25 protein-coding genes are annotated in these 26,150 nt (G+C 42.7%); 20 read left to right on the top strand and 5 right to left on the bottom strand.

The genetic code is table 11. From position 1 onward, the window contains the following. Nucleotides 1–16 precede the first annotated feature (16 nt). Together G6554_RS18550 and G6554_RS18545 are read left to right on the top strand one after the other, a co-directional pair. Nucleotides 17–1,123, top strand: a complete 1,107-nt coding sequence (locus tag G6554_RS18550) for a GerAB/ArcD/ProY family transporter (RefSeq protein WP_166244559.1) — start codon at nucleotides 17–19, stop codon at nucleotides 1,121–1,123. A 59-nt stretch (nucleotides 1,124–1,182) separates the two neighbouring features. Next, on the top strand, nucleotides 1,183–2,292 hold the full coding sequence (locus G6554_RS18545; RefSeq protein WP_166244557.1) for a GerAB/ArcD/ProY family transporter: 1,110 nt from the start codon (nucleotides 1,183–1,185) through the stop codon (nucleotides 2,290–2,292). Here the strand turns inward: G6554_RS18545 and G6554_RS18540 are convergent. From G6554_RS18540 to G6554_RS18530, 3 genes are all read right to left on the bottom strand, one after another. Then, on the bottom strand, nucleotides 2,287–3,954 hold the full coding sequence (locus G6554_RS18540) for a PAS domain S-box protein (RefSeq protein WP_166244555.1): 1,668 nt from the start codon (nucleotides 3,952–3,954) through the stop codon (nucleotides 2,287–2,289). The genes G6554_RS18545 and G6554_RS18540 overlap by 6 nt on opposite strands. A gap of 102 nt (nucleotides 3,955–4,056) precedes the next feature. After that, nucleotides 4,057–4,560, bottom strand: a complete 504-nt coding sequence (locus G6554_RS18535) for a GNAT family N-acetyltransferase (RefSeq protein WP_166244553.1) — start codon at nucleotides 4,558–4,560, stop codon at nucleotides 4,057–4,059. A gap of 169 nt (nucleotides 4,561–4,729) precedes the next feature. Beyond that, nucleotides 4,730–4,882, bottom strand: coding sequence for a YpzG family protein (locus G6554_RS18530; protein WP_166244551.1), 153 nt, complete (start codon nucleotides 4,880–4,882; stop codon nucleotides 4,730–4,732). 250 nt (nucleotides 4,883–5,132) lie between these two features. Here G6554_RS18530 and G6554_RS18525 point away from each other — a divergent pair, with 250 nt between their 5' ends. The 18 genes from G6554_RS18525 to G6554_RS18440 all read left to right on the top strand — a co-directional run bounded on the left by G6554_RS18525 (nucleotide 5,133) and on the right by G6554_RS18440 (nucleotide 24,415). Beyond that, nucleotides 5,133–6,311, top strand: a complete 1,179-nt coding sequence (locus G6554_RS18525; protein WP_166244549.1) for an acyl-CoA dehydrogenase family protein — start codon at nucleotides 5,133–5,135, stop codon at nucleotides 6,309–6,311. Nucleotides 6,312–6,356: 45 nt separating this feature from the next. Then, a complete protein-coding gene (gene fabG / locus G6554_RS18520; protein ID WP_166244547.1) occupies nucleotides 6,357–7,121 on the top strand; it encodes a 3-oxoacyl-ACP reductase FabG in 765 nt (254 codons plus the stop codon). 22 nt (nucleotides 7,122–7,143) lie between these two features. Beyond that, entirely contained in the window at nucleotides 7,144–7,593 is a 450-nt protein-coding gene (locus tag G6554_RS18515; protein WP_166244545.1) for a MaoC family dehydratase N-terminal domain-containing protein, read from the top strand. Next, nucleotides 7,590–7,991 carry a MaoC family dehydratase gene (locus G6554_RS18510; protein ID WP_166244543.1) on the top strand — a complete coding sequence of 134 codons (402 nt, stop codon included), beginning with the start codon at nucleotides 7,590–7,592 and terminating at the stop codon, nucleotides 7,989–7,991. The genes G6554_RS18515 and G6554_RS18510 overlap by 4 nt, the downstream gene beginning before the upstream one ends. A gap of 121 nt (nucleotides 7,992–8,112) precedes the next feature. Further along, complete coding sequence (locus G6554_RS18505) at nucleotides 8,113–9,318, top strand: acyl-CoA dehydrogenase family protein (RefSeq protein WP_166244541.1); 1,206 nt, start codon at nucleotides 8,113–8,115, stop codon at nucleotides 9,316–9,318. A gap of 68 nt (nucleotides 9,319–9,386) precedes the next feature. Then, the gene (locus tag G6554_RS18500) at nucleotides 9,387–10,160 is read left to right on the top strand and encodes an SDR family oxidoreductase (protein ID WP_166244539.1); all 774 of its coding nucleotides are present in this window, start codon (nucleotides 9,387–9,389) and stop codon (nucleotides 10,158–10,160) included. Nucleotides 10,161–10,193: 33 nt separating this feature from the next. Next, the gene (locus G6554_RS18495; RefSeq protein WP_166244537.1) at nucleotides 10,194–11,363 is read left to right on the top strand and encodes a thiolase family protein; all 1,170 of its coding nucleotides are present in this window, start codon (nucleotides 10,194–10,196) and stop codon (nucleotides 11,361–11,363) included. A gap of 114 nt (nucleotides 11,364–11,477) precedes the next feature. Beyond that, nucleotides 11,478–13,151: a long-chain fatty acid--CoA ligase gene (locus G6554_RS18490; RefSeq protein WP_207627682.1), complete on the top strand. Its 1,674-nt coding sequence runs from the start codon at nucleotides 11,478–11,480 to the stop codon at nucleotides 13,149–13,151. Nucleotides 13,152–13,265: 114 nt separating this feature from the next. Then, the gene (locus G6554_RS18485) at nucleotides 13,266–14,129 is read left to right on the top strand and encodes a branched-chain amino acid ABC transporter permease (protein ID WP_166244533.1); all 864 of its coding nucleotides are present in this window, start codon (nucleotides 13,266–13,268) and stop codon (nucleotides 14,127–14,129) included. Then, a complete protein-coding gene (locus tag G6554_RS18480) occupies nucleotides 14,129–15,172 on the top strand; it encodes a branched-chain amino acid ABC transporter permease (RefSeq protein ID WP_166244531.1) in 1,044 nt (347 codons plus the stop codon). The genes G6554_RS18485 and G6554_RS18480 overlap by 1 nt, the downstream gene beginning before the upstream one ends. A 1-nt stretch (nucleotide 15,173) precedes the next feature. Further along, nucleotides 15,174–15,941 (top strand): ABC transporter ATP-binding protein, encoded by a 768-nt coding sequence (locus G6554_RS18475; RefSeq protein ID WP_166244529.1) that lies wholly within the window; start codon nucleotides 15,174–15,176, stop codon nucleotides 15,939–15,941. Next, nucleotides 15,934–16,641, top strand: a complete 708-nt coding sequence (locus G6554_RS18470; protein WP_166244527.1) for an ABC transporter ATP-binding protein — start codon at nucleotides 15,934–15,936, stop codon at nucleotides 16,639–16,641. The genes G6554_RS18475 and G6554_RS18470 overlap by 8 nt, the downstream gene beginning before the upstream one ends. A gap of 98 nt (nucleotides 16,642–16,739) precedes the next feature. Continuing rightward, the gene (locus tag G6554_RS18465) at nucleotides 16,740–17,954 is read left to right on the top strand and encodes an ABC transporter substrate-binding protein (protein WP_166244525.1); all 1,215 of its coding nucleotides are present in this window, start codon (nucleotides 16,740–16,742) and stop codon (nucleotides 17,952–17,954) included. Nucleotides 17,955–18,147: 193 nt separating this feature from the next. Further along, nucleotides 18,148–19,092 carry an MBL fold metallo-hydrolase gene (locus tag G6554_RS18460; protein ID WP_166244522.1) on the top strand — a complete coding sequence of 315 codons (945 nt, stop codon included), beginning with the start codon at nucleotides 18,148–18,150 and terminating at the stop codon, nucleotides 19,090–19,092. Nucleotides 19,093–19,134: 42 nt separating this feature from the next. After that, nucleotides 19,135–20,655 carry a long-chain-fatty-acid--CoA ligase gene (locus G6554_RS18455; RefSeq protein ID WP_166244520.1) on the top strand — a complete coding sequence of 507 codons (1,521 nt, stop codon included), beginning with the start codon at nucleotides 19,135–19,137 and terminating at the stop codon, nucleotides 20,653–20,655. Between the two features lie 24 nt (nucleotides 20,656–20,679). Then, the gene (locus G6554_RS18450; RefSeq protein WP_166244518.1) at nucleotides 20,680–21,573 is read left to right on the top strand and encodes a R2-like ligand-binding oxidase; all 894 of its coding nucleotides are present in this window, start codon (nucleotides 20,680–20,682) and stop codon (nucleotides 21,571–21,573) included. Between the two features lie 90 nt (nucleotides 21,574–21,663). Beyond that, nucleotides 21,664–23,187: an aldehyde dehydrogenase family protein gene (locus G6554_RS18445; protein ID WP_166244606.1), complete on the top strand. Its 1,524-nt coding sequence runs from the start codon at nucleotides 21,664–21,666 to the stop codon at nucleotides 23,185–23,187. A 19-nt stretch (nucleotides 23,188–23,206) separates the two neighbouring features. After that, entirely contained in the window at nucleotides 23,207–24,415 is a 1,209-nt protein-coding gene (locus G6554_RS18440) for an iron-containing alcohol dehydrogenase (RefSeq protein ID WP_166244516.1), read from the top strand. Nucleotides 24,416–24,461: 46 nt separating this feature from the next. On the opposite strand, the gene G6554_RS18435 is transcribed toward G6554_RS18440, so the two are convergent. Further along, nucleotides 24,462–25,217 (bottom strand): flagellar motor protein MotB, encoded by a 756-nt coding sequence (locus G6554_RS18435; RefSeq protein ID WP_166244514.1) that lies wholly within the window; start codon nucleotides 25,215–25,217, stop codon nucleotides 24,462–24,464. Further along, complete coding sequence (gene motA / locus G6554_RS18430; RefSeq protein WP_166244512.1) at nucleotides 25,201–25,998, bottom strand: flagellar motor stator protein MotA; 798 nt, start codon at nucleotides 25,996–25,998, stop codon at nucleotides 25,201–25,203. Before motA ends, G6554_RS18435 begins: the two co-directional genes overlap by 17 nt. Between the last annotated feature and the right edge of the window lie 152 nt (nucleotides 25,999–26,150).

Below are 26,150 nucleotides of genomic sequence, written 5' to 3'. Positions count from 1 at the left end.
AAAAGGGGAAGCCGCAATGGAAAAGGCAAAAATAAAAGGGTCACAACTGTTTATATTAGTGGTCCTCTTTGAAATGGGGAGTGCGATTCTTATTGTTCCGGGAGTTTCGGCAAAACAAGATGCATGGATCGCTATCTTGATAGGACTAGCTTGCGGCTTGCTACTATTTCTTATTTATTACCAGCTTTATTCTTTTTACCCTGGGTTGCCATTAACGAGTTATGTTCAAAAGATTACTGGGAAATGGATGGGAAGGGGGATCGGCCTGTTATATATCATCTATTTTATGTACTTCGCGACAAGAGTATTGCGTGATTTCGGAGAATTATTAACGACTACTATTTATTTTAATACTCCGCTCATTGTGATTAACTCGTTAATGATGCTAACGATTATATATGGTGTCCATAAGGGGATTGAAGTAATGGCAAGGGTCGGAGAGTTGTTTTTCGGAGTTATATACTTTATGGCATTGGCTGGGTTCGTCTTCATTTTATTCTCGGGGATTCTTCATCTTGAAAATCTTCAACCCGTGTTAGAGTATGGATGGAAGCCTGTGTTTATCACCTTTCTTCAAGAAACGAACTTGCGCCCGTTTGGAGAAATGATTGTATTTACCATGCTGCTACCCTATTTAAATGAGAAAAAAAAAGCAAAGTCGGCTTGTATGTTCGGGATGGTTTTAGCGGGAATTAATGTTACTATCACTGCTGTTATTAATGTGGCCACGCTAGGTGTAGATCTATTTGTACGCTCGAATTTCCCTTTGCTAACGACTATTGGCAAAATTCAGTTGGCTAATTTTTTTGAACGACTTGATGTCTTATTTATGCTTTATTTAGTGATCGGTGGTTTTTTTAAAATCTCTATATTTTTCTATGCGGCGGTAGTGGGAGCAACAGACCTATTTCAATTTAAAAACCATCAGAAGCTCAGTTTCCCTATTGGATTAATTATCCTGTTAGCATCTGTCACGGTATCCGCTAATTATGCGGAACATATTAAGGAGGGGATAAAAATGATACCCATCTATCTACAATGGCCATTTCAAATTATCATTCCCTCTATTTTGCTGGTCGTTGCCTTTCTTCGAACCCGAAAGGAAAATTCAATAGGCTCTTAAGGTTGTTTGGTTTCATAACTACTATTTAATTAAAAACCCTTAGAAAAGGGGCTAACGCAATGGAAAAGGCAAAAATCAAGGCATCCCAGATGTTTATCTTGGTAGTTTTGTTTGAAATGGGCAGTGCGATTCTTGTGGGTCTTGGAGCTTCCGCAAAACAAGATGCGTGGATATCGATGTTATTGGGCTTAGCTGGTGGTTTATTGCTATTTCTTGTTTATTATCAACTATATAAATATTATCCTACACTGCCATTAACGAGTTATGTGCAAAAAATTATGGGGAAATGGATAGGACGGCTGCTTGGCTTGTTGTATATTATCTATTTCATCTATTGTTCGACACGGGTATTGCGTGATTTTGGTGAATTACTCACAACCACTATTTATTTTAATACCCCGCTCATTGTTATTAACGCCTTGATGATGCTGACCATTATTTATGCGATTCATAAAGGGATTGAAGTGATTGCACGAGTGGGGGAACTATTTTTTGGTGTCATCTACCTGATGGCAACTGCTGGCTTCCTTCTCATTCTCTTTTCTGGGCTAATTCATTTGGAATATCTTCAGCCAGTTTTAGAATATGGCTGGAAGCCAGTGTTTATCACATTTATTAGGGGCACGATTACCTTTCCATTTGGGGAAATGGTTGTTTTCACCATGTTGCTTCCCTATTTGAATGATCATAAAAAAGTAAAACTTGCCTGTATGGGTGGGATGATTCTGGCTGGAATTAACGTAACGATAACGTGTGCTATAAATGTAGCTACGTTAGGGGTAGACCTTTTTCAGCGCTCGAATTTCCCGCTGCTCACTACGATAGGGAAAATTCAGTTGGCTAATTTTATTGAACGACTGGATGTTCTATTTATGCTTTATTTGATGATTGGCTGTTTCTTTAAAATCTCGATCTTTTTCTATGCCGCGGTGATCGGTGCAGCAGAATTATTCAAGTTTAAAAACCATCAGAAGTTAAGTTTTCCCATTGGTTTAATTATTTTAATAGCCTCTGTAACGATTTCCTCTTCATATGCGGAACATATTCAAGAAGGGTTAAAAGTGGTACCTGTTTATTTACATTGGCCATTTCAAATCATTATTCCCCCCATATTACTTATCATTGCGTTTAGTCGGAATCGAAAGAAAAAAACAACAAGCTCGTCATGAAAGGGCTTGTTGTTTTTTCTGTTTCCTATCGTTACCATGAATGGCTGGGAGGGTTATATGAACGGATGTTCCTTGATTTATCTGACTGTCAAAGCGAATGGTGCCACTATGTGATTGAACAATTTTGAAGCTGACCGTAAGTCCTAAACCTGTTCCTTTTTCCTTAGAAGAATAGAAGGGCTCACCGATTTTCTCTAATCGCCCCTTGGAAATCCCGCAGCCATTGTCCTTTACTGTAATAACAACCAGATCCTTTTCAAGTAGTTCTAATCCGATTGAAACGGTTCCACCATTGATTGATGCTTCAATAGCATTTTTTATGATATTGATAAACAATTGTTTTAGCTGGTTTGGCTCACAATCAATGTATATTTCTTGTTCCGGAAAAACAGACACGATTTGAACATTATAATAAGACGCTTCGGTTCGGAGTAACGAGATGACATCATTCAAAAGCTTTTGAATTTCAGCCTTAGTAAATTTAAGATGCTGCGGCTTAGCTAATAGCAACAGTTCTCCAACGATGTGATTGATTCGATCTAATTCATCCGACATAATTTGGTAATAAAGTTGATGCTTCTCGTCCTCCACTTGCAACAGCTGGACAAACCCCTTCAAGGAAGTAAGCGGATTGCGGATTTCATGGGCAACACTAGCTGATAATTCCCCGACAACAGAAAGTTTCTCTGTTCTTCGTAGGCGCTCCTCCGTTTTTCTCAAGATGGTAACATCTTTGCCATACCCAATAATTCCCGTAATGTTGCCATTGATAATGATGGGAAGAGACGTACATTGTAAGGTAATCGGCTTTCCATTCTTATGTTGGATTTGAATCTCATACATAACCGGCTTTACTTCCTCTACAACAGCGGAAATAAAGCGGCTTAGGAATGGTTTGTATTTTTTGGCCAATATGGTTTTGACACTTTTTCCAATCATTTCATTCCGATTGAAACCAGTGATAACGTCAAAATGGGGGTTGAGATTCGTAATATTTCCATCCAAATCCAACATATAAACGATATCCGGACTGTACTCAAATAAGGATTTATATTGCTGTTGGCTTTCTGCCAATTGTCTGGCCATTTCTTTTTTTTCGGTAATATCCCGACCTATAATGACTAATCCCTGCCTTGAGCCGTCGGAATGAAAAAGCGGGACTTTGATGGTATCAAAAGTTTTCGTTGAACCATCAGGAACAGGGAGAACTTCCTCAATCCGGGTGATTTTTCTATTTTCCCATGTCTCCTCATCAGAAATCTCACAAAACTTAAGGGCATCACCATAAAAGTCTGTATATTCGGCTAGTTCCGAGTCCTTCTTCCCACGATAATCTACGTTTTCAAGCTGGAACAACTGTAAACCAAAATCATTCGCTTCAATCCATCTTCCTTCACCATCTTTGAAGTTAACAAAGTCAACCATGGAATTGATTAACGTGGATAAACGATTTTGACCTTCTTTAGAAACAGTTAATTCCTGCTTCTTATGAAGGAAAAAGTAAATGAATCCGCCCGTTACGGTAATATATAGTATTTCCTTCGATCTCTCAACCATAGGAATATAGGAGGAAGGCACTAGCTGATGGATGATAAAATTCGATACATTTATCCAAATTAAACTAGTAATAAAGTAAAGGAAAACTAGCTTTTTTTTGCTCATAAAATCTCCAGTTCTTTAAAGTTGGTACGTTTCCCACCGTGTATAAATAGTTTTTCTACTATTGTATATCATACTAGATATCGGGTTGTTTTGGAATGAATTTTAGACGATTCTTTTCCCAAGGATCAGTAAGTCTCTCTCGATTCCATCAAGTTCTGCCACATTTGGCAAGTGTGCCCACTTTTCAAAACCAAAGCGATGAAAAAGGTGAATACTAGGTTCATTATGACCAAAGATAAAACCAAGCAAAGTCTTGATTTCGAGCTTAGGACAGGCATCAATGGCTTTTTGGATAAGAAATTTGCCCAGTTTTTTTCCACGGAAATCTTGATCAATATAAATACTAATTTCTGCAGTAGCATGATAAGCAGGTCTGCCGTAGAACGATTGAAAGCTTACCCAGCCACACAACCTACCATCCATCTCTACCACCCATAAAGGACGAAAAGTTGGAGAATGTTCCTTAAACCAATTCATCCGGCTTTCTACTGATACGGGCTCTAAATCTGCCGTTACCATTCTGCTAGCGATGGTTGAATTGTATATGTCGATAATTTTTGGCATATCATGTAATTCCGCGTCCCTGATAGTGAAATTTGCAAACATAATCGTTCTCCATTCAAGTTTAATTTGATGTAATTAATGATATAGTTCTGAACAAGCATTTTCAATATGAAGTTGTTTCGGAATAAAGGTAAATTTTTTGACAAAAAAAGACCCTTTCCCGTTTTACCGAGAAAAGGCTTTTTCATTTTCGTTTCGAATACCTTAGCCACTACCAGCGATGGGCCTTGGCATTGCTCCTTAAGATGATTGTGTTTTGCGTCATTTGCGTTTGTCCATTCACCTGTGACTTTTGGCGTTTCGGCCTCGTAAAGGTGTGGTGAAATAACTCCGAGTGCGGATCTAAATGATCTTTGTAGCTCATCTAAAATCACCTCATCATAGGATACTTTGAAACGATGATATTCTATCTGAATATCAAACATATTATTTGTAAAAAAACAGGCAAATATCCAAGAAAGATAAATTTAATTAAATTTAGCCTTGTATTATCCGAAATTTCAGAATAAAATAAAACTAACATACCAACCGGTAGGTATGTATCCGGTGATTTTTGCATATTCTTTTTTTAGGGGTAAAAGCTAGATTTCAAGATTAAGAATGGAGTGATTGGTGTGTATTTACGTTTGACGGATGAACAAAAAATGGTCCAGAAAACAATTAGAAGATTCGTAGAAAAAGAGCTCATTCCACTTGAAAACGATGTACTGAGAAATGAAAGAGAAGGGAAGCCAAGTCTCCCAGCCGGAAAACTAAAAGAATTGCAATTAAAAGCTAAGGAAGCGGGTTTTTGGGGAATTAATACACCTGAAGAATACGGCGGCGCTAACCTTGGGCAAATGATGATGGCCATTGTTTTAATGGAGGTATCCAAAACATTTGTCCCTTTTCAGTTTGGCGGTTCTGCAGATAATATTCTTTATTACGGAAATGAAGAACAAAAGAAAAAATATTTACTTCCTACAATTAATGGTGAGAAGAAGTCATGCTTCGCGATGACCGAGCCTGGTGCAGGATCTGATACAAGAAATATTAAAATGACCGCTGTGAAGGATGGAAATGACTGGGTGTTAAATGGAGAAAAGACCTTTATCACCGGTGGAAATGAAGCGGACTTTGTCATGGCGATTGCCATCACAGATAAAAAATTGCATCAATCAACAAATGGCCGGGAAGGCGTCACTTGCTTTATTGTCGATCGTGCGATGGGCTGGAAATCCGAGTATATACATACAATGGGAGAATGGGGCCCAGCCGGATTAGTATTTGAAAATGTCCGTGTTCCGGAGGAAAACATTCTCGGTGAATTACACAAGGGCTACAATCTTGGACTCGAATGGATTGGCTTTGCCAGATGGGTGGTAGGGGCAAGAGCAGTCGGTTCTGCAGAGCGCCTATTACAAATGGCGATTGATTATGCGAAAGAACGGGTTACCTTTGGAAAACCAATTGCAGAACGGCAGGCCATCCAGTGGCAGATTGCGGATTCAGCGGTTGAAATTGAAGCAGCTAAATGGCTGGTTTTAAACGCTGCCTTTACGCTTGATAACGGGGAAGACAATCGTCACTTAGCTTCGATGGCAAAATTATACGGTGCCAATATGGGGAACAATGTCGTCGACCGTGTTCTGCAAATTCATGGCGGCATGGGTTACACAAGGGAATTGCCGATTGAGCGCTGGTACCGTGAAGCAAGGCTATGGAGAATCTACGATGGTACGGATGAAATCCAGAAGATGATTATTGCACGTAATCTTATCAAGGGTCATGTAAAGGTTGGGCAATACGTTTAAATCTTTACTGTAAGCGTTATCTATTTAATTTTAGGGGGAAGAAAAATGACAGGCAGATTTGCAGGTAGAGTGGCATTGGTAACAGGCGGAAGCCGAGGTATTGGGAAAGGGATTGTTGAACTTTTTGCACAGGAAGGCGCTAAGGTTGCCTTTATCGATTTAAATGAAGAGGCATTGAGCGCGACAACGAGTGAATTAAAAGAAAAAGGCTATGATGTCTATTCAAAGGTTGCGAATGTTGTTGATGCGGAGCAAGTGGAAGCCGCCGTTAAGGAAGTTTATGAGGCGTTTGGTTCCGTTGATATTTTGGTCAATAATGCTGGAGTTATTCGCGATAATCTGTTATTTAAAATGACAGAGTCCGATTGGCAAACGGTAATGGATGTGCATTTAAAGGGATCCTTCAATGCCGCTCGTGCGGTTCAAAAATACATGGTGGAACAAAAATATGGGCGGATTATCAATATTTCTTCTACTTCAGCTCTTGGTAATCGCGGTCAGGCCAATTATGCCGCAGCTAAGGCAGGCTTGCAGGGCTTTACGAAAACGCTGGCAATTGAGTTGGGTAGATTTGGGATTACAGCAAACTCTGTTGCACCTGGATTTATTGAAACCGAAATGACGAAAGAAACAGCAGCAAGAATTGGGATTCCATTTGAGCAGTTAATTCAAGCAAGTGTGGCTGCCATCCCTGTCGGTCGAAGCGGGAAGCCGGCAGATATCGCTAATGCTGTTGCCTTTTTTGCTGATGAGCCATCATCCTTCGTTAATGGTCAAGTGATTTATGTTGCTGGCGGTCCGAAAAATTAATTTGTTGTGAGGTGGAGTTGAATTGTTTAAAGACCAGATAGGCAAGATTTCAAACAAAGTTAAGAATGTCGTTGAAAGAGGGGCTGTTAAGAACTTTGCAGTAGCCATTGGCGACCCTCACCCTATCTATGTTGATGAGGAAACTGGCAGACGTTCCAGATATAAAAACAATATTGCCCCGCCAACCTTCCCGAGGGTATTTGATTATGGGGTCATTGAAGGATTAAATCTACCAAATAAAGGCTTGATTCATGGGGAGCAAACCTTTCACTATGTCCGGCCATTATTGGTTGGGGAAGAAATTTACTGCTATTCGATTGTGAAAAAATATTTTGAGAAAAAAGGGAATTTTGGCGAGATGGGATTCCTCGTACTTGAGAGCTTTGGTGAAGATTTGACTGGGAATACCATTTTTAGTTCAACCTCGACGGTTGTCATATCGGAAGCTGTGAGGAAGGTGTTGGTGAAATGAGTACACTTTTAGAATTACAGGTTGGTGAAGCAGTAAATGAAATTCAACTGGCGCCTGTTTCAAGGATGGACCTCATTAAATATTCCGGTGCTTCAGGGGATTTTAACCCGATTCATACGATTGACGAAGAGGCTAAAAAGGCAGGTTTACCAGGAATCATTGCCCATGGGATGTGGACAATGGGCAATTTGGCGAAACTGTTCACTTCCTTTTATGAGGAAGGGTTTGTTCGCGATTACTCGATCCGTTTTAAAGGAATGGTGTTTTTAAACGATGTGATTACACTCAAAGCAACAGTCAAGGAAAAGCAGGAAAAGACGCTGCGCTTTGCTGTCCAAGCTGTTAACCAACAAGGGAAAGATGTTTTGCAGGGTGAGGTTGTGTTTCAACAATATTAATGAATGAATGATGACATTACAAAATTGTCCCAGCACCAATAAGGTATCCTTTTGCTGCTGGGTTTATTTTTGTAAGGCCGGGGCAGGGCTCTGCTTAAAGAATGAAGAAGGAGGAGTTAAGGTGAATTTCAGCTATTCTGACAAGGTAATCGAGTTACAAAAAAGACTAACAGTATTTATGGATGAGTATATTTATCCAAATGAAAAGCTTTATGAAGAACAAATTGATAAAAAAGATCCGTTTTCCAAGATTCCGCCAATCATGGAGGAATTAAAAGATAAGGCAAAACAAGCGGGGCTATGGAATTTGTTTTTACCAGAAAGTGAATATGGGGCCGGCTTGACTAATACAGAATATGCGCCGCTTTGTGAAATTATGGGCCGGTCAGCGATTGCTCCAGAGGTATTCAATTGCGCTGCCCCTGACACCGGGAATATGGAAGTCCTCGTCCGCTACGGAACTGAAGAACAAAAGGAAAAATGGCTTAAGCCTTTATTAGACGGGGAGATTCGTTCATGTTTTTCGATGACGGAGCCGGATGTGGCGTCATCGGATGCAACGAATATTCAGGCTAGTATTATCCGAGATGGGGACGAATATGTCATTAATGGAACGAAATGGTGGTCATCAGGTGCAGGAGACCCACGCTGTAAAATTGCGATTGTGATGGGGAAAAATGATCCAGACGCTCCAACCCATGAACAGCAATCGATGATTCTTGTCCCGCTTGATGCTCCGGGGGTAACGATGAAGAGAATTTTACCTGTTTTCGGTTATGATCATGCCCCGCATGGCCATGCCGAAATTGAATATAACAATGTCCGGGTACCTGCTGCCAATATGCTATGGGGTGAAGGGAAAGGCTTTGCCATCGCCCAGGGTCGATTAGGGCCGGGAAGAATCCATCACTGCATGCGATCAATTGGTGCAGCCGAACGGGCATTGGAAGAATTATGTAAGCGTGTACAGAGCCGAACGGCCTTTAGGAAAAAGCTTTCTGAGCAGGGTGTGATTCAGGAATGGATTGCCGATTCGCGCATTGAAATCGAACAGGCCAGGTTGCTCACGCTGAAAGCTGCGTACATGATGGATACCGTTGGAAATAAAGAGGCGAAGGCGGAGATTGCGATGATTAAAGTAGTTGCCCCAAATATGGCCTTAAAGGTAATTGATCGGGCGATTCAAGCCTTTGGAGCTGCAGGTGTCAGCGAGGATACACCACTTGCGGCAAGCTGGGCGAATATACGTACTTTAAGGTTGGCGGACGGACCGGATGAGGTTCATCGCAGAGCGGTCGCTAGACAGGAACTTAAGAAATACCGTTAAATTTCTTTAAATATAAGAAACGCCGCTGACCAGGGCGCCTACGCTTTTCTAAATAGGGGGAATGATTCATGCATGTGAAACAGCTGTTTGATTTAACCGGTAAAGTTGCGATAGTAACAGGTGGAGGCAGGGGCCTCGGACAGCAAATCGCCGAAGGCTTTGCTGAAGCGGGGGCGAACGTGGTGGTCTGTTCAAGGCATGTTGAAGCCTGCGAAGAAGTTAGTGAAGGCTTGAAAAAGCTTGGGGTTGAGAGTCTTGCCCTAAAATGTGATGTCACCAATCCGGAGGACGTAATAAATGTCGTTGAACGGACGATGGAGAAGTTCGGACGGATCGATATCCTCGTTAATAACAGTGGGGCTTCTTGGGGGGCTCCTGTTGAGGAAATGCCGCTTGCGGCATGGCAAAAGGTCATGAATGTGAATGTAACAGGCACCTTTTTAATGTCCCAAGCGGCTGGAAAAGTGATGCTTGAACAAAAGTCAGGAAAAATCATCAATATTGCCTCGGTTGCCGGATTAAAAGGCAGCAATCCTAAATATATGAATGCTATTGGCTATAACTCTAGCAAAGGTGCGGTTATCACTTTTACTAAGGATTTAGCTGTGAAATGGGGCCCGGAAGGAATTTATGTGAATGCAATCGCCCCGGGCTTTTTCCCGACAAAAATGTCTAAAGGGTTGCTCGATCAGGGTGGTGAGGCGATCCTTGAAGGGACGCCATTGCGAAAGTTTGGCTCGGATACGGATCTTAAAGGGGTTGCCTTATTTCTAGCATCGCCCGCATCAGACTTCGTGACCGGGGATGTGGTCGTTGTCGATGGCGGGGCACATGCGATGTAGATTCATCAATTTTACCAGGAGGGATCCGGCGTAATGAAAAGAGATGCTGTAATCGTTTCAGCTGTTAGAACAGCTATTGGCAGGCAGGGGGGAGCCCTTGCGAGTGTCCCAGCACACATATTGGGAGCAGAGGTAATCAAAGAAGCCGTGAGACGGGCGAATAGTAAACCGGAAATGATTGATGATGTCATTTTTGGAAATGTCTTATCCGGCGGAGGCAACATTGCTAGATTAACAGCATTACAGACAGGGCTATCACTAGACTTACCAGGATTAACAGTCGACAGACAGTGCGGTTCCGGAATTAATGCAATCAATTTAGCAGCCCAGGCGATTCGGGCAGGAGATGGTGATATTTTTATCGCCGGAGGGACAGAAAGCATGAGCCGGGCTCCGTATTTAATGGACCGCCCTGAAAAACCGTATAGTCCAATGCCACCCAGCTTTAGAAAATCTCAACTGTCGCCAAAAGAAATTGGCGACCCACCAATGGGAATAACAGCTGAAAATCTCGCGGAAAAATATCAGATTACAAGAGCAGAACAAGATGAATTTGCACTACGGAGCCAACAACGCATGGCCGTAGCAATGGAAGAGGGGCGTTTCGATGAACAAATCGTCCCAATCACCATCCCTGTTAGAAAAGGGGAGCCGGTTGTTTTTAAAACGGATGAGCATCCTAGGCCGCAGACGACTCTCGAAGCACTTTCAAAGCTGCCACCGGCGTTTCTAAAGAATGGAACAGTTACAGCAGGCAGCAGTTCGGGACTAAATGATGCTGCTTCGGCGCTGGTGATTATGTCAAGAGAGAAAGCGGAAGAATTAAATCTCACCCCATTGGCGGTAATTCGTCAATACGCCGTTGCCGGTGTGGACCCGAACATTATGGGAATTGGTCCGGTACCTGCCGTTCGCAAAGTACTGGAAAAATCCGGTCTATCCCTAGGAGAGATGGATCTCATAGAAATCAATGAGGCTTTTGCCGCCCAGGTGCTTGCTTGTAATCGTGAACTTGAGATGGATCTCGGCAAAGTAAACGTTAACGGTGGTGCCATTGCTCATGGACACCCACTAGGCGCAACGGGGGCAATTCTTGCCACCAAAGCAGTCTATGAGCTAAAGCGGAGCGGCGGAAAATATGCCCTCATTACCGCATGCATCGGCGGCGGGCAGGGAATCGCCACCATCCTAGAACGCGAATAATTTGGGTGCCTGACACCAATAACTGCTATCACAGCGTAAATAAGCTGCAAAGAGGGGGAAGGGTGACAGGCACCATAAAAAGGCCCTATTTACCACTTTATTATAAAAGGAGCGATGTCTGTGTTAACTTTGCATTATGATTATTGGCCGAAAATCTCTAAATCCCTTAAGGTTCCTTCTACTTCTCTTTATGACAACCTCAAAGTTAGTGCAACTCGTTATCCGGATCAAGATGCCATCTTTTATTATGGGAACAAATTAACCTACGAACAGCTAGATGCGGAAGTAAATGCAATGGCTGGATATTTGCAGCATAAATTAGGCGTTCAGACAGGTGAAAAGGTGTTACTTTTCATGCAGAACTCCCCGCAATTTGTGATTGGCTATTACGCGATTGTGCGAGCCAACGCCGTGGTGGTCCCCATTAACCCGATGCTGGGCGCCGATGAATTGGAGTTTTACGTGCGCGATTGTGAAATTAAGACGGCAATAGCTGGCCAAGAATTATATACCCAAATTCGTCCATTGTTGGGGAAAACCTCATTGGAAAACATGGTTATCACAGCCTATTCAGATTATGTGGGAAATGGTTTTGAAGGTATTCTTCCTAAGGAGGTAGAAGCCGAAAGAGTTCATTTCACGGAGGTGGGACATTATCTTTGGAGTGAGGCCATTCAGGCGAACTTGAAGCCATCTGAACATACATCAAAGGGTGATGACATTGTTTGCCTTCCCTATACATCAGGAACAACGGGGCTTCCAAAAGGTTGTATGCACACAAACAGGACGATTAATGCAAACACGGTGGGCGCCTATCATTGGACACCCATTTCAACGAATTCCATTCATTTAATGTCGCTCCCGCTCTTCCATGTGACAGGAATGGTCCATAGTATGCATATGCCGATCTTTAGCGGAGGGACCATCGTCATCATGACGCGATGGAATAGAGATACAGCAGTGGAATTAATTAAAACCTTGGGTTGTACCCACTGGGTGACCATTGCCACCATGATTGTTGATTTCCTTGCCAATCCAAATCTGAAAAAAGACGATATATCCTCGTTAACTGCCATATCCGGTGGGGGCGCAGCCTTACCAGAAGCCGTTGGCGAAAAATTATTCAAGCTATCAGGATTGCGGTTTGTAGAAGGCTATGGATTGTCAGAAACCATTGCCCAGACACATTTCAATCCAGTTGACCGGCCGAAGATGCAGTGCTTGGGGATCCCGTCATTTGATGTCGATGCGAGAATCATTGAACCAGCAACAGGTAAAGAACTTGGTGTTGGGGAAGTTGGTGAAATCATTGTGAACGGCCCACAGGTGATGGTCGGTTATTACAACCGCGATGATGAAAATCGAGGTTCTTTTATTGAACTGGAAGGGAAAAAGTTTTTCCGAACAGGTGATATTGGCCGGTATGATGAGGATGGATATTTCTTCATGGTTGATCGTGTGAAACGGATGATCAATGCCTCAGGTTATAAAGTGTGGCCGACGGAAGTAGAGTCCTATCTTTATAAGCATCCGGCCATCCAACAGGCCTGTGTTGTCGGCGTACCAGATGAACGTAGAGGTGAGACCGTTAAAGCATTTGTGATAGTAAATGATGGCTTTGAAGGAAAAATCAGCCCAGAGGAAATTATCGAATGGTCCAAACAACATATGGCCGCGTATAAATACCCAAGGCAGATTGAATTTAGAAAACAATTCCCTATGACATCAAGCGGGAAGATTTTATGGCGTACCTTACAAGAAGAGGAAAAGGAAAAGGCCTTACGGTAATCTAATGAAAAAAACTGAGGGGCTGGCGCAGAATAAAAAGCTCCTCAGAAAAAAGTTATAAAGCTAGTAACCTATTTTTTCAATACCGATAATGACCATAAAAAGGGGGCCGCTATGGAAATTTTGATCCAGCAGCTATTTAACGGTCTAACAATTGGAAGCGTTTACGCGCTTGTTGCGTTAGGCTTAACGCTCGTTTATGGTATCCTCCACATCCCGAATTTTGCCCATGGGGCGTTATACATGATGGGTGGATACGTCACCTTAACAATGATGACTAAATTCGGGCTCCATTATTGGCTCGCCATTTTCGTATCGATCATGATTGTTGGACTGATCGGGGTTTTAATGGAAAGGTTTGTCTTTCATCCGCTTAGAGAGGCTCCGCCCATCCATGATAAAATAGCAGCCATTGGAATTCTCTTGTTTTTGGAAGCTTTCGCCCAAGTGTTTTGGGGAGCTGAATACCAAAGCATGCCCACACCATACGGGCAGGTTGTTCAAATCATGGGATTGACGTTTACCATGCAGCGAATCCTTATCGTTGTAGCGGCACTCGTCGTGATGATTCTCCTCTATTTATTCTTAAAAAAAACATTCACAGGTGCCACGATCATTGCGATGTCACAAAATCGTGAAGGAGCCAACCTAGTCGGTATTAATACGAACAAGGTGGCCATGCTCACTTTTATGATCTCAGGCGGTCTTGCTGCAATTGCCGCTTCCCTTTCAGCACCTATTAATCTCGTATTCCCCGGGATGGGACAGCTTGTCATCCTTAAGGCATTTGTCATTATAATTCTCGGGGGAATGGGAAGTATCCCTGGGGCAATCGTTGGCGGCTATATTTTAGGTTTCAGTGAGAGCTTGGGTGCAACCTACATTTCTAACGACTACAAGGACATTATTGCCTTCGTCCTCCTAGTCATCATTCTAACGGTGAAACCAACTGGCCTTTTTTCAAAGGGGGGTCATTGATGGGAAAGGTAGTTAACAAACGAAATATCATTATTGCGTTAATCCTATTCGCGGTTGTCTTCCCGCTACTCACGGAGAACAATTATCTGATTCACATTATGACGAGTTCCTTTATTTGGATGATTGGTGTCTATGGCCTAAATTTACTTGCAGGCTATACAGGCTACCTTTCTTTGGCGCATGCCGGCTTTTTTGCAATTGGCGCCTATGCATTAGGGATCTTAACGGTAAAAGCTCAGATGAATTTCTGGCTTGCCTTCCTTTTATCATTGGTCATTACCGGTTTAATCGGGCTTCTGGTAGGACTAATTGCGTTACGGACGAAAGAACACTTTTTCGCTATTTATACCTTATGCCTAGGCTACATTATCTATCTCGTCATCGATAAATGGGAAGGCCTAACAGAGGGGGTTCGTGGGCTGATTGGAATACCGGCACCGGCAGGAATTGGCCCCATCCAATTTGAAACAGAGGTTTCCCATTACTATCTTGTCCTGTTTTTCTTAGTCCTTGTCGTTCTGATCATGTATCGAATTGTCCACTCACTATCCGGCAGAACCTATATTGCGATTCGTAATAGTGAGGAGTTAGCGCAGACCATTGGCATCTCAACCATGCAAAACAAATTAACGGTATTTGTTTTATCCACCCTTTTTGCCGGTCTAGCAGGGGCCCTATATGCATCATTTGTTCGTTTTATCGGCCCAGATATTGGCTCTATTTCGATTACTTTTGATTTATTAACCTATTTACTAGTTGGCGGGATCGGTACACTTAGCGGTCCGCTGGTTGGCACGCTACTCATCGTGTGGCTTTCACAATACCTGCAGGATTTTCAGGAAAACAGAATGCTTATTTTTGGCCCGGTGTTAACCTTACTGGTTATTTTTTATCCACGAGGACTTGTGGGCGCGGTTTCAGCCTGGAATACCAAACGCATTGGTAAAAAAGAACAGCGGCAATCAAATAATCGGACTCGTATAAAGGGAGAACCATTTATCGAAAGTGAAATCGTTCCCGACAAGAAAGTAAAGGAGGGTTAGGATGAATTTTTTGGAAACAAGGAATTTAACGAAAAGATTTGGCGGATTAGTAGCGGTAAACAATGTTGATTTTTCTATCGAACAAGGAAAAATCAATGCGATCATTGGCCCAAATGGTGCCGGAAAATCTACGTTTTTTAACTTAATAAGCGGATTTCATCGTCCAAGTTCTGGTCAGGTGATTTTTAAAGGACAGGATATTTCCACGTTACCTTCCAATAAAATAGCCGTGCTGGGTGTGGCGCGGACATTTCAAACCACCAATTTATTTGAGCAATCGACGGTCTTGGACAATGTTATTGTCGGGCATCGATTGCGGACAAGATCTAATCTGGTGGATGCGATCTTTCGCACACCTCGGCTGAAAAGAGAAGAAGCAGAGTGCCGGGAAAAAGCGATGGAGGTTCTCGAATTTGTTGAATTAAACAAGGTAGCAGAAAAACTGGTCGGCAGTTTAACGCAGGAAGAGAAAAAACGAACTGCCTTTGCATTGGCCCTTGCTACTGACCCGGAAATTGTCTTCCTTGATGAACCGGCAGCGGGCGTGAACCCTGATGAAACAGATGGGTTGGCAGAATTAATGAACAAGATGGTGGATAAAGGGATCACCGTTTGTTTAATCGAACACAAAATGCAAATGATTATGAAAATAGCCGATAAAATTATGGTGCTAAACTACGGCGAAAAGATTGCGGAAGGAAGACCGGAAGAAATTCAAAATAATGAAACGGTTATTAAGGCGTATTTGGGAGGGAGTGCCATTGCTTAGTCTAAAAAATGTCTCTGTCAAGTACGGAAGTTTTACAGCTGTCCACGATGTGAATGTTGAGGTAAACCAAGGGGAGATCGTTGTCTTATTAGGGTCCAATGGTGCTGGAAAAAGCACAATCTTCCGGTCGATAAGTGGTTTAAGCAAGCCCTCCATCGGTGAAATCCACTTTGAAGGGAAGAAGATAAATAGAAGATCAGCGGATCAAATTGTCCACTTGGGCATTGGTCAATGCCCGGAAGGAAGAAAACTTTTCCCGGCTATGTCTGTTCAGGAAAACCTTAGAATGGGTGCCTACGTTCTGCGCCGGAAGAAGGATGAAATCAAACATATTCTTGACCATGTTTATGAATTATTTCCGATTTTAAACGAAAAGCGAAATGATGCCGCAGGTTCCCTTAGTGGCGGGCAGCAGCAAATGCTCGCTATAGGCAGGGCATTAATGTCTAAGCCCAAACTGATGCTGCTTGATGAACCATCAGTAGGCCTTGCCCCCTTAATTGTGGAGCAAATGTTTGCGGTCATCCAAAAAATTAATCGGGAGGGAACGACCATCCTGCTAGCAGAACAAAATGCCAATGCCGCCCTAAAAATCGCGGATAAAGGCTATGTTTTTGAAAATGGTTCGATTGTTCTTGAAGGAACATCGAAGGAGTTATTTGCTAATGATGAAGTCAGAAAGGCCTATATTGGTGCGTAATTAGGTACGAATCACCAGCTTAAGGGGGGTGATAAGTAGCGGATCTCTCATTACTTATTATGTCTGAAAATTGGAAAAATGATTAAGGGGGAAAATGAATGAAAAGAATGAAGTCTCTTTTAATGTTGAGTTTGATCTTTGTTATTATTTTCAGTTTGGCAGCATGTAACAGTACAGAGAAAAAACCTGCTAACACGAAGCCTGCCGCAAGCGGCGGGGAGAGTAAAACGGAAGAAGCCGGGACAGTGAACATTGGATACACCGGGCCATTAAGCGGGCCAGCTGCATTTTACGGTGAGCGTACGTTAAATGGTGTTAAGATGGCTGCGGAGGAGATTAACGGTGAAGGCGGGTTTGAAGTTGGCGGAAAAAAATTCAAACTAAATATCGTTTCATTGGACGATAAATATTTACCGAACGAGGCCGGGGCTAATGCAAAGAGACTCATTCAGGAAAATAAAACCCCCATTATTTTCACACCACACTCGGGCGGTGTTTTCGCCTTGCAGGTGTTCAATCAACAGGATAAATTTCTGATAGGTGCCTATACGAGTGAACCAAAGGTTTCGGAGGTTGGGAATGACTTAACCGTTCGAATTCCTCCTCGTTATGATGGGTATTTGAAGCCATTTACAGACTATGAAATGGAGATGTTCGGAAAGAAAATTGCCTTTCTACCAACCTCTTCGCAATATGGTAAGGATTGGTCTGACAAACTAAAAGCGCACTGGGAAAAGGAAGGTGGTAAGGTTGTCTACAATTCTTCCATCGACTTTGCCAAAGAGACAGATTTCTTCACAATCGTTACCAATGCCTTAAAAGAAAAGCCGGATGTGTTATTTATCGGCGGCGCCTCAGAACCAACTGCAAAAGTAGCAAAACAAGCACGTGAACTTGGATTTAAAGGCGGTTTCATTGTTATGGACCAAGCAAAGCTTGATGAGATGAAAGCCGTTACGGGTTCATATGATTTATTGAACGGGGCAATTGGTGTTATGCCTCTAATTGAATCCAGCAGCCCAGCCATTCCTGATTTTGCGAAAAAGTATAAAGAAAAATATGGCGAGAGCCCTGGATCAGAAGCAGGCTTAAATTATATTGCCATGTATATTTTCGTTGAAGCAATGAAAGCAGCAGGATCAGTAGACGATGCTGCAAAAATTCAAGCTAAAATGCAGGATGGAGTAAGTAATATACCTGAAAATGTGAAAATTTATCAATTTGATAAGTTTACTGGTGGCGGCTTCGATGGTGAGATAGAAGTGGCAGCGATTGAAGATGGAAAGGTAGTACCAATTAAAGTAACTAAATAGTAGCGTTTTGTTTTCCTAACCCCCTTGTAGAAATTTACGAAACCTTCAAATCGTGATCACCACAAGGGGGCATAAATATATCAAAATTAATGAAAACAACCATTCATAATCCTAGCTTGCTAGAAATATAGTTTTTAAGTGGACTGGTCATTCATTTAGTAAAACGTTTTTTTTAGAAAGGAGGGGCCGTATTTTGTTTAGAATTGTTCCCCTTGAATTAGAAACACACTTTGCTGAAGGCACCGTGAACGCTTTTTTAGTGATGGGCGAATCCGTTACCTTAGTCGATACAGGTAACCCTGGCAAGGAATCCTTTCAACAGCTTAAGGAAAAATTACATATAAACGACGTTACGGTTAATGATCTAGACAAAATAGTCCTTACCCATATTCACATTGACCATGCTGGAGCTATTTCACACTTACAGCATGAAACGGATGTCCCTATTTTTGTCCATGAACAAGCACGGGGTTCCATTAATGCCGGAATCCACCAGTTTGAAAGAGAGCAGCAATTTTTTCAGCAATTTTTAAAGGAATGTGGTGCGGATCCAGCAAAGCATATTATCAAGCGTCGCTACATGGAAGAAAAATGGCGAAATGTTTCGTTTGTAAAAGAAGGTGACGTTCTTCCCATTGGTGGAGTAGGGTTTGAGGTCGTGCATGTTCCGGGTCATAGCCAATGTGATATTTTACTGTGGAATCGTGAAACCGGGGATGCGATTGCAGGGGATCACCTTTTAAAGGCATTTTCTGTCAATGCCTTTATTGAACCGCCCCCACAAGGGCAGACTGATCGACCCAAGCCGTTACTACAATACCGCGGGTCCCTTGAAAAAGTGAGCAAATTGCCATTGAAGAACATCTACCCCGGCCACGGGGAGCCCTTTGGTGATCATTTGTCATTGATTCATAAAAGATTTCTAGAACAAGAAAGGCGCTGTGATCAGATTCTGCAACTCCTTGCAAATGGGGAAATGTCTATTTTCGAGATTTGTGGAAAAATGTATCCGCATTTGCAGGGGAAGACAGTATTTTTGGGGCTATCGCAAATACAAGGGCATTTGGATTTACTAGAACAACGACAACTAGTCTGCTTTGAAAAAAGAGATTCATTGATGCTTTATCATGCCAAATAATGGCACGCTAGTATTCTTTATCTATATGAAGGAGTGGATTTTATGAAGCTGAAGTATCTACTTGAAACGAATATCGCAGAATTTGGTGAGTATCCGCTACTCTTTTTCAAAGAAAAGACGTATACGAATGTGGAAACGAAAAAGGTTGCCGATCAATTTGCCGGCGGTTTGAGAAAGGTGGGGATTGCAAAAGGTGACAGGGTGATGGTCTGTATGCCTAATTGTCCCGAAGTCCTTTTTGCCTACCAAGGAATTACGAGAGCAGGGGCGATTATCGTTCCGGTTATGTTTACCCTTCATCCCAAAGAACTTCATTATATTATCCTCAATTCCGGTGTAAAAGCTATCATCACCACATCATATGCCCTACAGAATGTTGAAAAATCACTAGAAGGAATACCTATAAGGCCAGCGATAATTGTTGTGGATCAACCGACAAACGAGAACACCCTTCACTTTTACGATGTGATGGTTGAAAACGCTGATATCTTGGACGATGGTGTCAACGCTGAAGACACAGCAGTTATCCTGTATACTTCCGGAACGACTGGAAAGCCAAAAGGGGTTCTATTAACACATAAAAACCTTTTTTCCAATGCCAAAAATTCCGCACAGCATAATGAGACGGAACGGGGGACAACCCTGGGTGTGCTGCCGCTCGCCCATGTTTATGGTCTTACCGTATCCAATATTTGTTTTATCACTGGAAGCGCTATCGTTGTTTTTTCCAGCTTTGATGTAAAAGAGGTTTTTAAGGCAATTGAGACCTACCAAGTGAGAACATTTTCGGCTGTACCAGCGATGATCCATGCGATGTTGTCCTATCCAGATGCCAATCATTATGATACCTCAAGCCTTGAATCGATTGGTTCGGGTTCCGCCCCGCTGCCCGTTGCCTTGCTGCATGCATTTGAACAAAAATTTGCGGCAAAGGTGTTAGAGGGATACGGATTGTCGGAAGCAGCACCAGTTGTTACTGCACATACGAAGCGAATCGAGATTAAGCCAGGATCTGTTGGCGTTCCGATTCCTGGGGTGGAAATAAAGATTGTGAATGACGAAGGGGAGGAAGTTCCGACAGGTGTGGTAGGCGAACTACTGGTCCGTGGTGAAAATGTGACGTCAGGCTATTATCAGAATCCCGAGGAATCCAGTCGTGTGTTGAAGGATTCCTGGCTATGTACCGGTGATATGGCCCGAGCTGACGATGAAGGCTATTTATATATTGTCGATCGGAAAAAGGACCTGATTATCCGCGGTGGGTTTAATCTGTATCCACGTGATGTTGAAGAAGTGTTAAATACCCATGAAGGAGTCTTCGAGGCAGCAGTTGTGGGGATTCCGGATGAACGGATGGGGGAAGAAATGGTTGCTTGTGTTGTACAGAAACCAGGGGTGGTGGTAATGGAGGAAGAATTAATCCGTTATTGTCAGGAACACTTAGCGAAGAATAAAACACCTAGGAGAATTATTTTTCTTGAGGGACTTCCTCGTAATGGTGTAGGAAAAATATTAAAAACACATCTGCGCAAGACGGCAACAGACATTGTCATCAAACGATAATGATAAAAAAGGAGGATCATTTATATGGAAAAAAGGACCATTTTAACAACGAGTAAACGAGGGTTACTTGAGGATTCCTTCCCATATCGTCTCTATCAAAAAGCGAAGCGGCTCGGAACATGGAACCCGGCAGATCTTGATTTCAGTCAGGACCAAAAAGATTGGAAATCACTTAATGCAGAGCAAAAGGAAGATATTTTACGGTTAATCTCACAATTTCAAGCCGGTGAGGAAGCAGTTACATTGGATCTTTTGCCATTGATTATGGCGATCGCCAAAGAAGGTCGACTGGAAGAAGAAATGTTTTTAACCACCTTTTTATTTGAGGAAGCAAAGCACACAGAGTTTTTCCGGCTTGTTTTAAATGCTATTGGCGAGAGAGGGGATTTGTCTCACTTTCATACGGAAACCTATCAAAAGATATTCTATGAAATTCTCCCTGCAGCGATGAATCGACTTGTGACTGACCAGTCACCGGAAGCAATCGCTGAAGCATCTGTGGTTTACAACATGTTCGTCGAAGGTGTTTTGGCGGAAACCGGGTATTTTTCCTTCTATGCGGCACTGGAAACGGCGGGAATAATGCCAGCACTTCTTGAAGGGGTCGGTCATTTAAAAAAGGATGAGTCGAGACATATTGGCTATGGCACCTTCCTTCTACAACGATTGATTTGTGAACACCCACATCTTTTTGATTTTGTTGCCGAGAAAATGGCAGAGCTAACCCCATTAGCCATCAGGCTGAACCAAGAGGGAATCGCGGGAAGGGAGGTTAGTTCATTCGGAGGAAATCCAGATGACATCATGAACTTTACCCTAAAACAACTCTCTGTCCGAATGGAAATTTTAGCGCGGGCCAAGGGCAAAAAAATCGAAGAGATTTATAGATACACAGACAGTGAGTTAGGAGTTTTGTAATGTAGAAAATGAATAGTGCCCGAGGGAGGAAAAGTCGAAGTCTCTCGGTCACAAAAAAAGTAATTGCGCTTAGAAGAGGAGGATTTAATGATGACAGTTAAGGTAGATGTGCAAACATTTCCCCACTTTATCAATGGAAAGTGGGAGCCTGCCAGCAGTCAGGAAACATTTGAAGTGTATAACCCTGCAAATGGTGAGCTTGTGGCAAAAGTAGCGAAGGGAACAGAGGCAGATGTCGACCGTGCCGTAAAGGCAGCTCGCGCGGCGTTTGATCAGGGGAACTGGAAGGGCATGAAGCCGAAGGAGCGGGCAAAGGTTTTATATGCCATCTCCTATAAAATAGCCGAGCATGCTGAGGAACTAGCATACTTGGAGGCAATCAGTTCCGGTGGTACGGTACGCAGGATTGGCAACAGCGATATTTTACAAATGGTCGATTTGTTCCAGACTTTAGCAAACTTTACATTAGAATATCCATTTTCAGAAACGCTTCCAGTACCACCATTTCCGGGCCCTGCGCATAATTTCATTTGGAGGGAGCCAATTGGTGTTTGTGCTGCGATTACACCATGGAATTTACCAATGGTCATCGCAACTTGGAAGATTGCTCCGGCACTGGCCATGGGGAACACCATCGTCATCAAGCCTGCCAGCTATACACCGCTTTCCACTTTGAAACTAGCAGAAATTATTTCTTCCGAAGTGCCTCCAGGAGTCATCAATGTGGTGGCTGGTCCTGGTGCTGAAGTAGGCGAAGCATTAGTAAACCACCCGCAGGTCGACAAGGTTGCATTCACCGGTTCAACAGAAGTCGGCAGAAAAATAATGGGACTTGCCGCCGGCACTATTAAAAATACGACGCTAGAACTTGGCGGCAAATCGCCCAATATCATTTTAGAAGATGCTGACTTAAACATTGCCCTGCCTGGAAGCCTATTCGGGGTATTCCTCCATTCCGGCCAATTATGTGAATCCGGCACGAGGCTTTTTGTTCCGGATAAGCTTTACGATCAAGTGGTGGCGGGACTAGTGGCCCTAGCCTCCAAACTAAAATTAGGGAATCCGCTTGATCCAGTAACAGATGTTGGACCTGTTATTTCTAAAAAGCAAAAAGAAACTATCCTTTCATATATTGAAGCAGGCAAACAGGAGGGGGCAACACTTGTCTGTGGTGGTAAGGAAGTAAAGGTTCCAGGCTGCGAGGAAGGTCATTTTATCGAGCCCACTATTTTCACAAACGTAACGAATGATATGAAAATTGCCCAAGAGGAAATTTTCGGGCCAGTCTTGTGTGTGATCCGATATTCAGAAATAGAGGAAGCCATTCAGATGGCCAATGATACAATATATGGTTTAGCTGCAGGCGTCTGGACTAAAGATGTAAATAAAGCGTATGAGGTTGCACGGAAGCTTCAGGCGGGTGTGGTTTGGATCAATGATTGGCATATGCTTCGCAGTGATGCACCGTTTGGCGGCTATAAGCAAAGCGGCATCGGTCGTGAAATGGGGCAGCATTCTCTTGATGCTTATACACAGGTTAAACATGTCCACACGTCGATGTCACCTGAGCTTGAAAGACGTAATTGGTACGGAATTCTGTTTGGTCAAAACTAATAATGAGGTGAAGAAACGAATGAAAACAACCTTATCACAGTTTATGTTGCGTACGGGTATTTATAGCGGTTCAAATGCACGGGCAATGGTTCCAAGTTTATTTGCCGGTCTTGGTGCAAAGCGGGTGCTCTTACTTAGTGACCGCGGTTTAGAAAAAGCGGGTGTAGTTGAAAAGATAGCCTCCATTTTTGAACTGACGGGTAATGGCTCAGGCCCTCAATTAGTTGGAACCTATCTCGATATTGCCCAAGACGCAGAAAGCCGATGTATTAATGATGCCGTTCGCTATGCCAAGGAGGTTGGAGCAGACGCCCTGTTAGCAGTTGGCGGCGGCAGTGTTCTTGATACCGTAAAAGGGGTAAAATATGCCCTCCACAAAGGCTTATCAGATATTAAAGAGGCGATTCCGGGCGGACTATTATACGAACAGTTCCCAAAAGCAAACTATATGCCGATCCCGCATATTGCGATTCCAACAACTGCAGGAACAGGTTCAGAGGTTTCCCCGATTTGCGTTGTTTTTAATGAAGAAATTCAAATGAAGACAAATATCATCAATCCATTTATTAGCGCGGATATGGCCATTTTGGATCCCGATTTAACAGTCGGACTGCCGCCGCTGATTACAGCATTTACTGGATTTGATGCGTTAACCCATGCGATTGAAGCACTTGTCTCGCCAACGGCCACAGGTCTGACGGATGCATATGCCCTCCATGCAATCCGTTTGATTGAGAAAAATCTACCTGTGGCAGTGGAGGATGGCGGGAATCTTGATGCCCGGATGGATTTGCTCCAAGCAAGTCTCATGGGGATTACCGCCTTTAGTTTCGCCTTAAACGCGATTCCGGTTCACAATTTAGCTCATGCTTATGGTGCCTTGTTCCGCATCCCGCACGGCTTGGCCAATGCCGTCTTTTTACCAGTGGTGATGGAAATGGTTCCACAGTTATATTTACCGAAAGTGATTGAATTAGCGCAAGCGTTAGATGTGGATGTGAAGGATGAGACACCGGATGGCGGTTTGATAAAAATTGTGGAAAAGATTCGTTTACTGCAGCATAAAGTGGGACTGCCGTCAGATTTTAAAGAGTTCACTATAAGCGAAGAAGATCTGGCATTGACAATTCCAGCTGTTATGAAGGACCCTGCCGCTTTAAGCTTTCCAATGCCAAAAGAATTGATTGCGGCGATTGGCCAAAAGGTAGTACCGCTGACAGTAAAATAGAAAAGGAAGACCCGACAAGAATATGAAAATCTTGTTGGGTCTTCCTTTAGATGTTTCGTAAAATAACAATATTTACTCTGCGGTTTGCTTGTTTATGTTCTGCGGTATCATTCGGATAAAGGGGCTTATATTCCCCGTATCCGATAAATTGGAGCCGTTCTCTTGCAATATTTTTTCCTTCAAAATAATGAAGAACACTTACCGCTCTTGACGAAGAGAGTTCCCAGTTAGAAGGATATCTTGAACTTCGAATCGGAACATTATCGGTATGTCCCTCAATACTGACTGGATTTGGAACCGTATTGATTAATCCTATAATGGCATCTAAGGTATGATAGGAGCTTTCCTTAAGATCTGCTCTTCCCGGATCAAAAAGGATGACTTCCTTAAAGGTTATTTCAACCCCGCGCTTCGTCTCTTGCAGTGAAACATCAGCTTGGAGCTGATTATCAGCAATATATTTTTCAATTCGACTCTTCAAATCTAAAAGCTCTTGATCTTCTTTAGGTTCCTCTGCAGCCGCTGGTGCCTGCTGTTGTTCCTTGGCGGCTTGATCCGATTTTGCCACATCAGATGGTTTTACCGATAATCCTGTATTGGTACTCTCAATTTTCGTCCCTGTTAGTTCAGACTTAAAAGATTCCATGATAGACATGAATTTTTGTTTATCCACAACACTTGAGGCAAACAAAACAATAAATAGGGCTAATAATAACGTCAAAATATCTGCGTATGGAATTAGCCATGATTCATCAATATGCTCTTCATGCTCTTCTTCTAAATGCCTACGCCGATTTTTCATAGGATTTTTCCTCTGCCGAATTACCTAATTTTTTCCGGTCCTTAGGTGCAAGGTGTGCGGATAATTTCTTTTCGATTGCACTAGGTGAAAGTCCTCGAGAGATTGCAAGTAATCCCTCTAAGATAAGCATTTTAAGGTCTTGCTCTTGCTTCGAAATGCGTTTTAATTTATTTGCAAGCGGATGCCATAGTACATAGCCGGTAAAAATCCCAAGCAATGTTGCAATAAATGCAGCCGAAATCGAATGTCCTAGTTTTTCAACATCATTTAAATTCCCTAACGAGGCAATCAGACCGACAACAGCGCCTAGAACCCCTAGGGTCGGAGCGTAGGTGCCTGCTTGTGTGAAAATAAGCGCCCCTGTTTTGTGGCGCTTTTCAATGGCTCCAAGTTCATCGAATAAAACTTCTTCAATGAATTCAGTATCATAGCCATCGATAATGAGTTCAAGTCCTTTTTTAAAGAAAGGATCCTTTGTATTGGCTGCCGTTTCTTCAAGTGCCAGAATTCCCTCCCTTTTTGCAATTCCTGCACATTCCACAAATGTAGAAATTTGCTCTGCCTTCGAAGGTTGTTTTGGCTCAAAAAATGCGATCTTAAAAAGACTCCCGACCTTTTTCAATTCACTAAAAGGAAAGGCAATCATGACGGCAGCGATGGTTCCACCAAAAATAATTAATAATGCCGCAGGGTTGTTTAATGCTGAAAGGGAGGCTCCTTTTAAGACCATTCCTACACCTATGGCGACTAATGCTAACAAAATCCCAAAAATACTGGACATCTTCTTCTCCTTCAAATCGAAAATAGTATATTGTCATTTTACGTCAAACAACATCATTCGACAATAAACATTTTTATAAGTCCATAGTTTGAATGGAATGATAAAAATAAAAAAATTGAATAAATTCGATGTAAAGTAGTTTGCAATAAAGT

The sequence above is a fragment of the Bacillus sp. MM2020_4 genome, from assembly GCF_011250555.1.
Lineage (GTDB): Bacteria > Bacillota > Bacilli > Bacillales > Cytobacillaceae > Neobacillus.
The sequence above is the reverse complement of the archived record's forward strand: the minus strand, read 5'-3'. Positions and strand labels throughout refer to the sequence as shown.

Bases quoted from the DNA above. Each gene is read 5' to 3' on its own strand.
- G6554_RS18535 (WP_166244553.1), bottom strand. From the start codon at position 4,560: ATGTTTGCAAATTTCACTATCAGGGACGCGGAATTACATGATATGCCA.
- G6554_RS18530 (WP_166244551.1), bottom strand. From the start codon at position 4,882: ATGAGCTACAAAGATCATTTAGATCCGCACTCGGAGTTATTTCACCAC.
- G6554_RS18550 (WP_166244559.1), top strand. From the start codon at position 17: ATGGAAAAGGCAAAAATAAAAGGGTCACAACTGTTTATATTAGTGGTC.
- G6554_RS18475 (WP_166244529.1), top strand. From the start codon at position 15,174: ATGAATTTTTTGGAAACAAGGAATTTAACGAAAAGATTTGGCGGATTA.
- G6554_RS18510 (WP_166244543.1), top strand. From the start codon at position 7,590: ATGAGTACACTTTTAGAATTACAGGTTGGTGAAGCAGTAAATGAAATT.
- G6554_RS18480 (WP_166244531.1), top strand. From the start codon at position 14,129: ATGGGAAAGGTAGTTAACAAACGAAATATCATTATTGCGTTAATCCTA.
- G6554_RS18455 (WP_166244520.1), top strand. From the start codon at position 19,135: ATGAAGCTGAAGTATCTACTTGAAACGAATATCGCAGAATTTGGTGAG.
- G6554_RS18450 (WP_166244518.1), top strand. From the start codon at position 20,680: ATGGAAAAAAGGACCATTTTAACAACGAGTAAACGAGGGTTACTTGAG.
- G6554_RS18440 (WP_166244516.1), top strand. From the start codon at position 23,207: ATGAAAACAACCTTATCACAGTTTATGTTGCGTACGGGTATTTATAGC.
- G6554_RS18485 (WP_166244533.1), top strand. From the start codon at position 13,266: ATGGAAATTTTGATCCAGCAGCTATTTAACGGTCTAACAATTGGAAGC.
- motA (WP_166244512.1), bottom strand. From the start codon at position 25,998: ATGTCCAGTATTTTTGGGATTTTGTTAGCATTAGTCGCCATAGGTGTA.
- G6554_RS18465 (WP_166244525.1), top strand. From the start codon at position 16,740: ATGAAAAGAATGAAGTCTCTTTTAATGTTGAGTTTGATCTTTGTTATT.
- G6554_RS18495 (WP_166244537.1), top strand. From the start codon at position 10,194: ATGAAAAGAGATGCTGTAATCGTTTCAGCTGTTAGAACAGCTATTGGC.
- G6554_RS18445 (WP_166244606.1), top strand. From the start codon at position 21,664: ATGACAGTTAAGGTAGATGTGCAAACATTTCCCCACTTTATCAATGGA.
- G6554_RS18490 (WP_207627682.1), top strand. From the start codon at position 11,478: ATGTCTGTGTTAACTTTGCATTATGATTATTGGCCGAAAATCTCTAAA.
- G6554_RS18545 (WP_166244557.1), top strand. From the start codon at position 1,183: ATGGAAAAGGCAAAAATCAAGGCATCCCAGATGTTTATCTTGGTAGTT.
- G6554_RS18500 (WP_166244539.1), top strand. From the start codon at position 9,387: ATGCATGTGAAACAGCTGTTTGATTTAACCGGTAAAGTTGCGATAGTA.
- G6554_RS18435 (WP_166244514.1), bottom strand. From the start codon at position 25,217: ATGAAAAATCGGCGTAGGCATTTAGAAGAAGAGCATGAAGAGCATATT.
- G6554_RS18540 (WP_166244555.1), bottom strand. From the start codon at position 3,954: ATGAGCAAAAAAAAGCTAGTTTTCCTTTACTTTATTACTAGTTTAATT.
- fabG (WP_166244547.1), top strand. From the start codon at position 6,357: ATGACAGGCAGATTTGCAGGTAGAGTGGCATTGGTAACAGGCGGAAGC.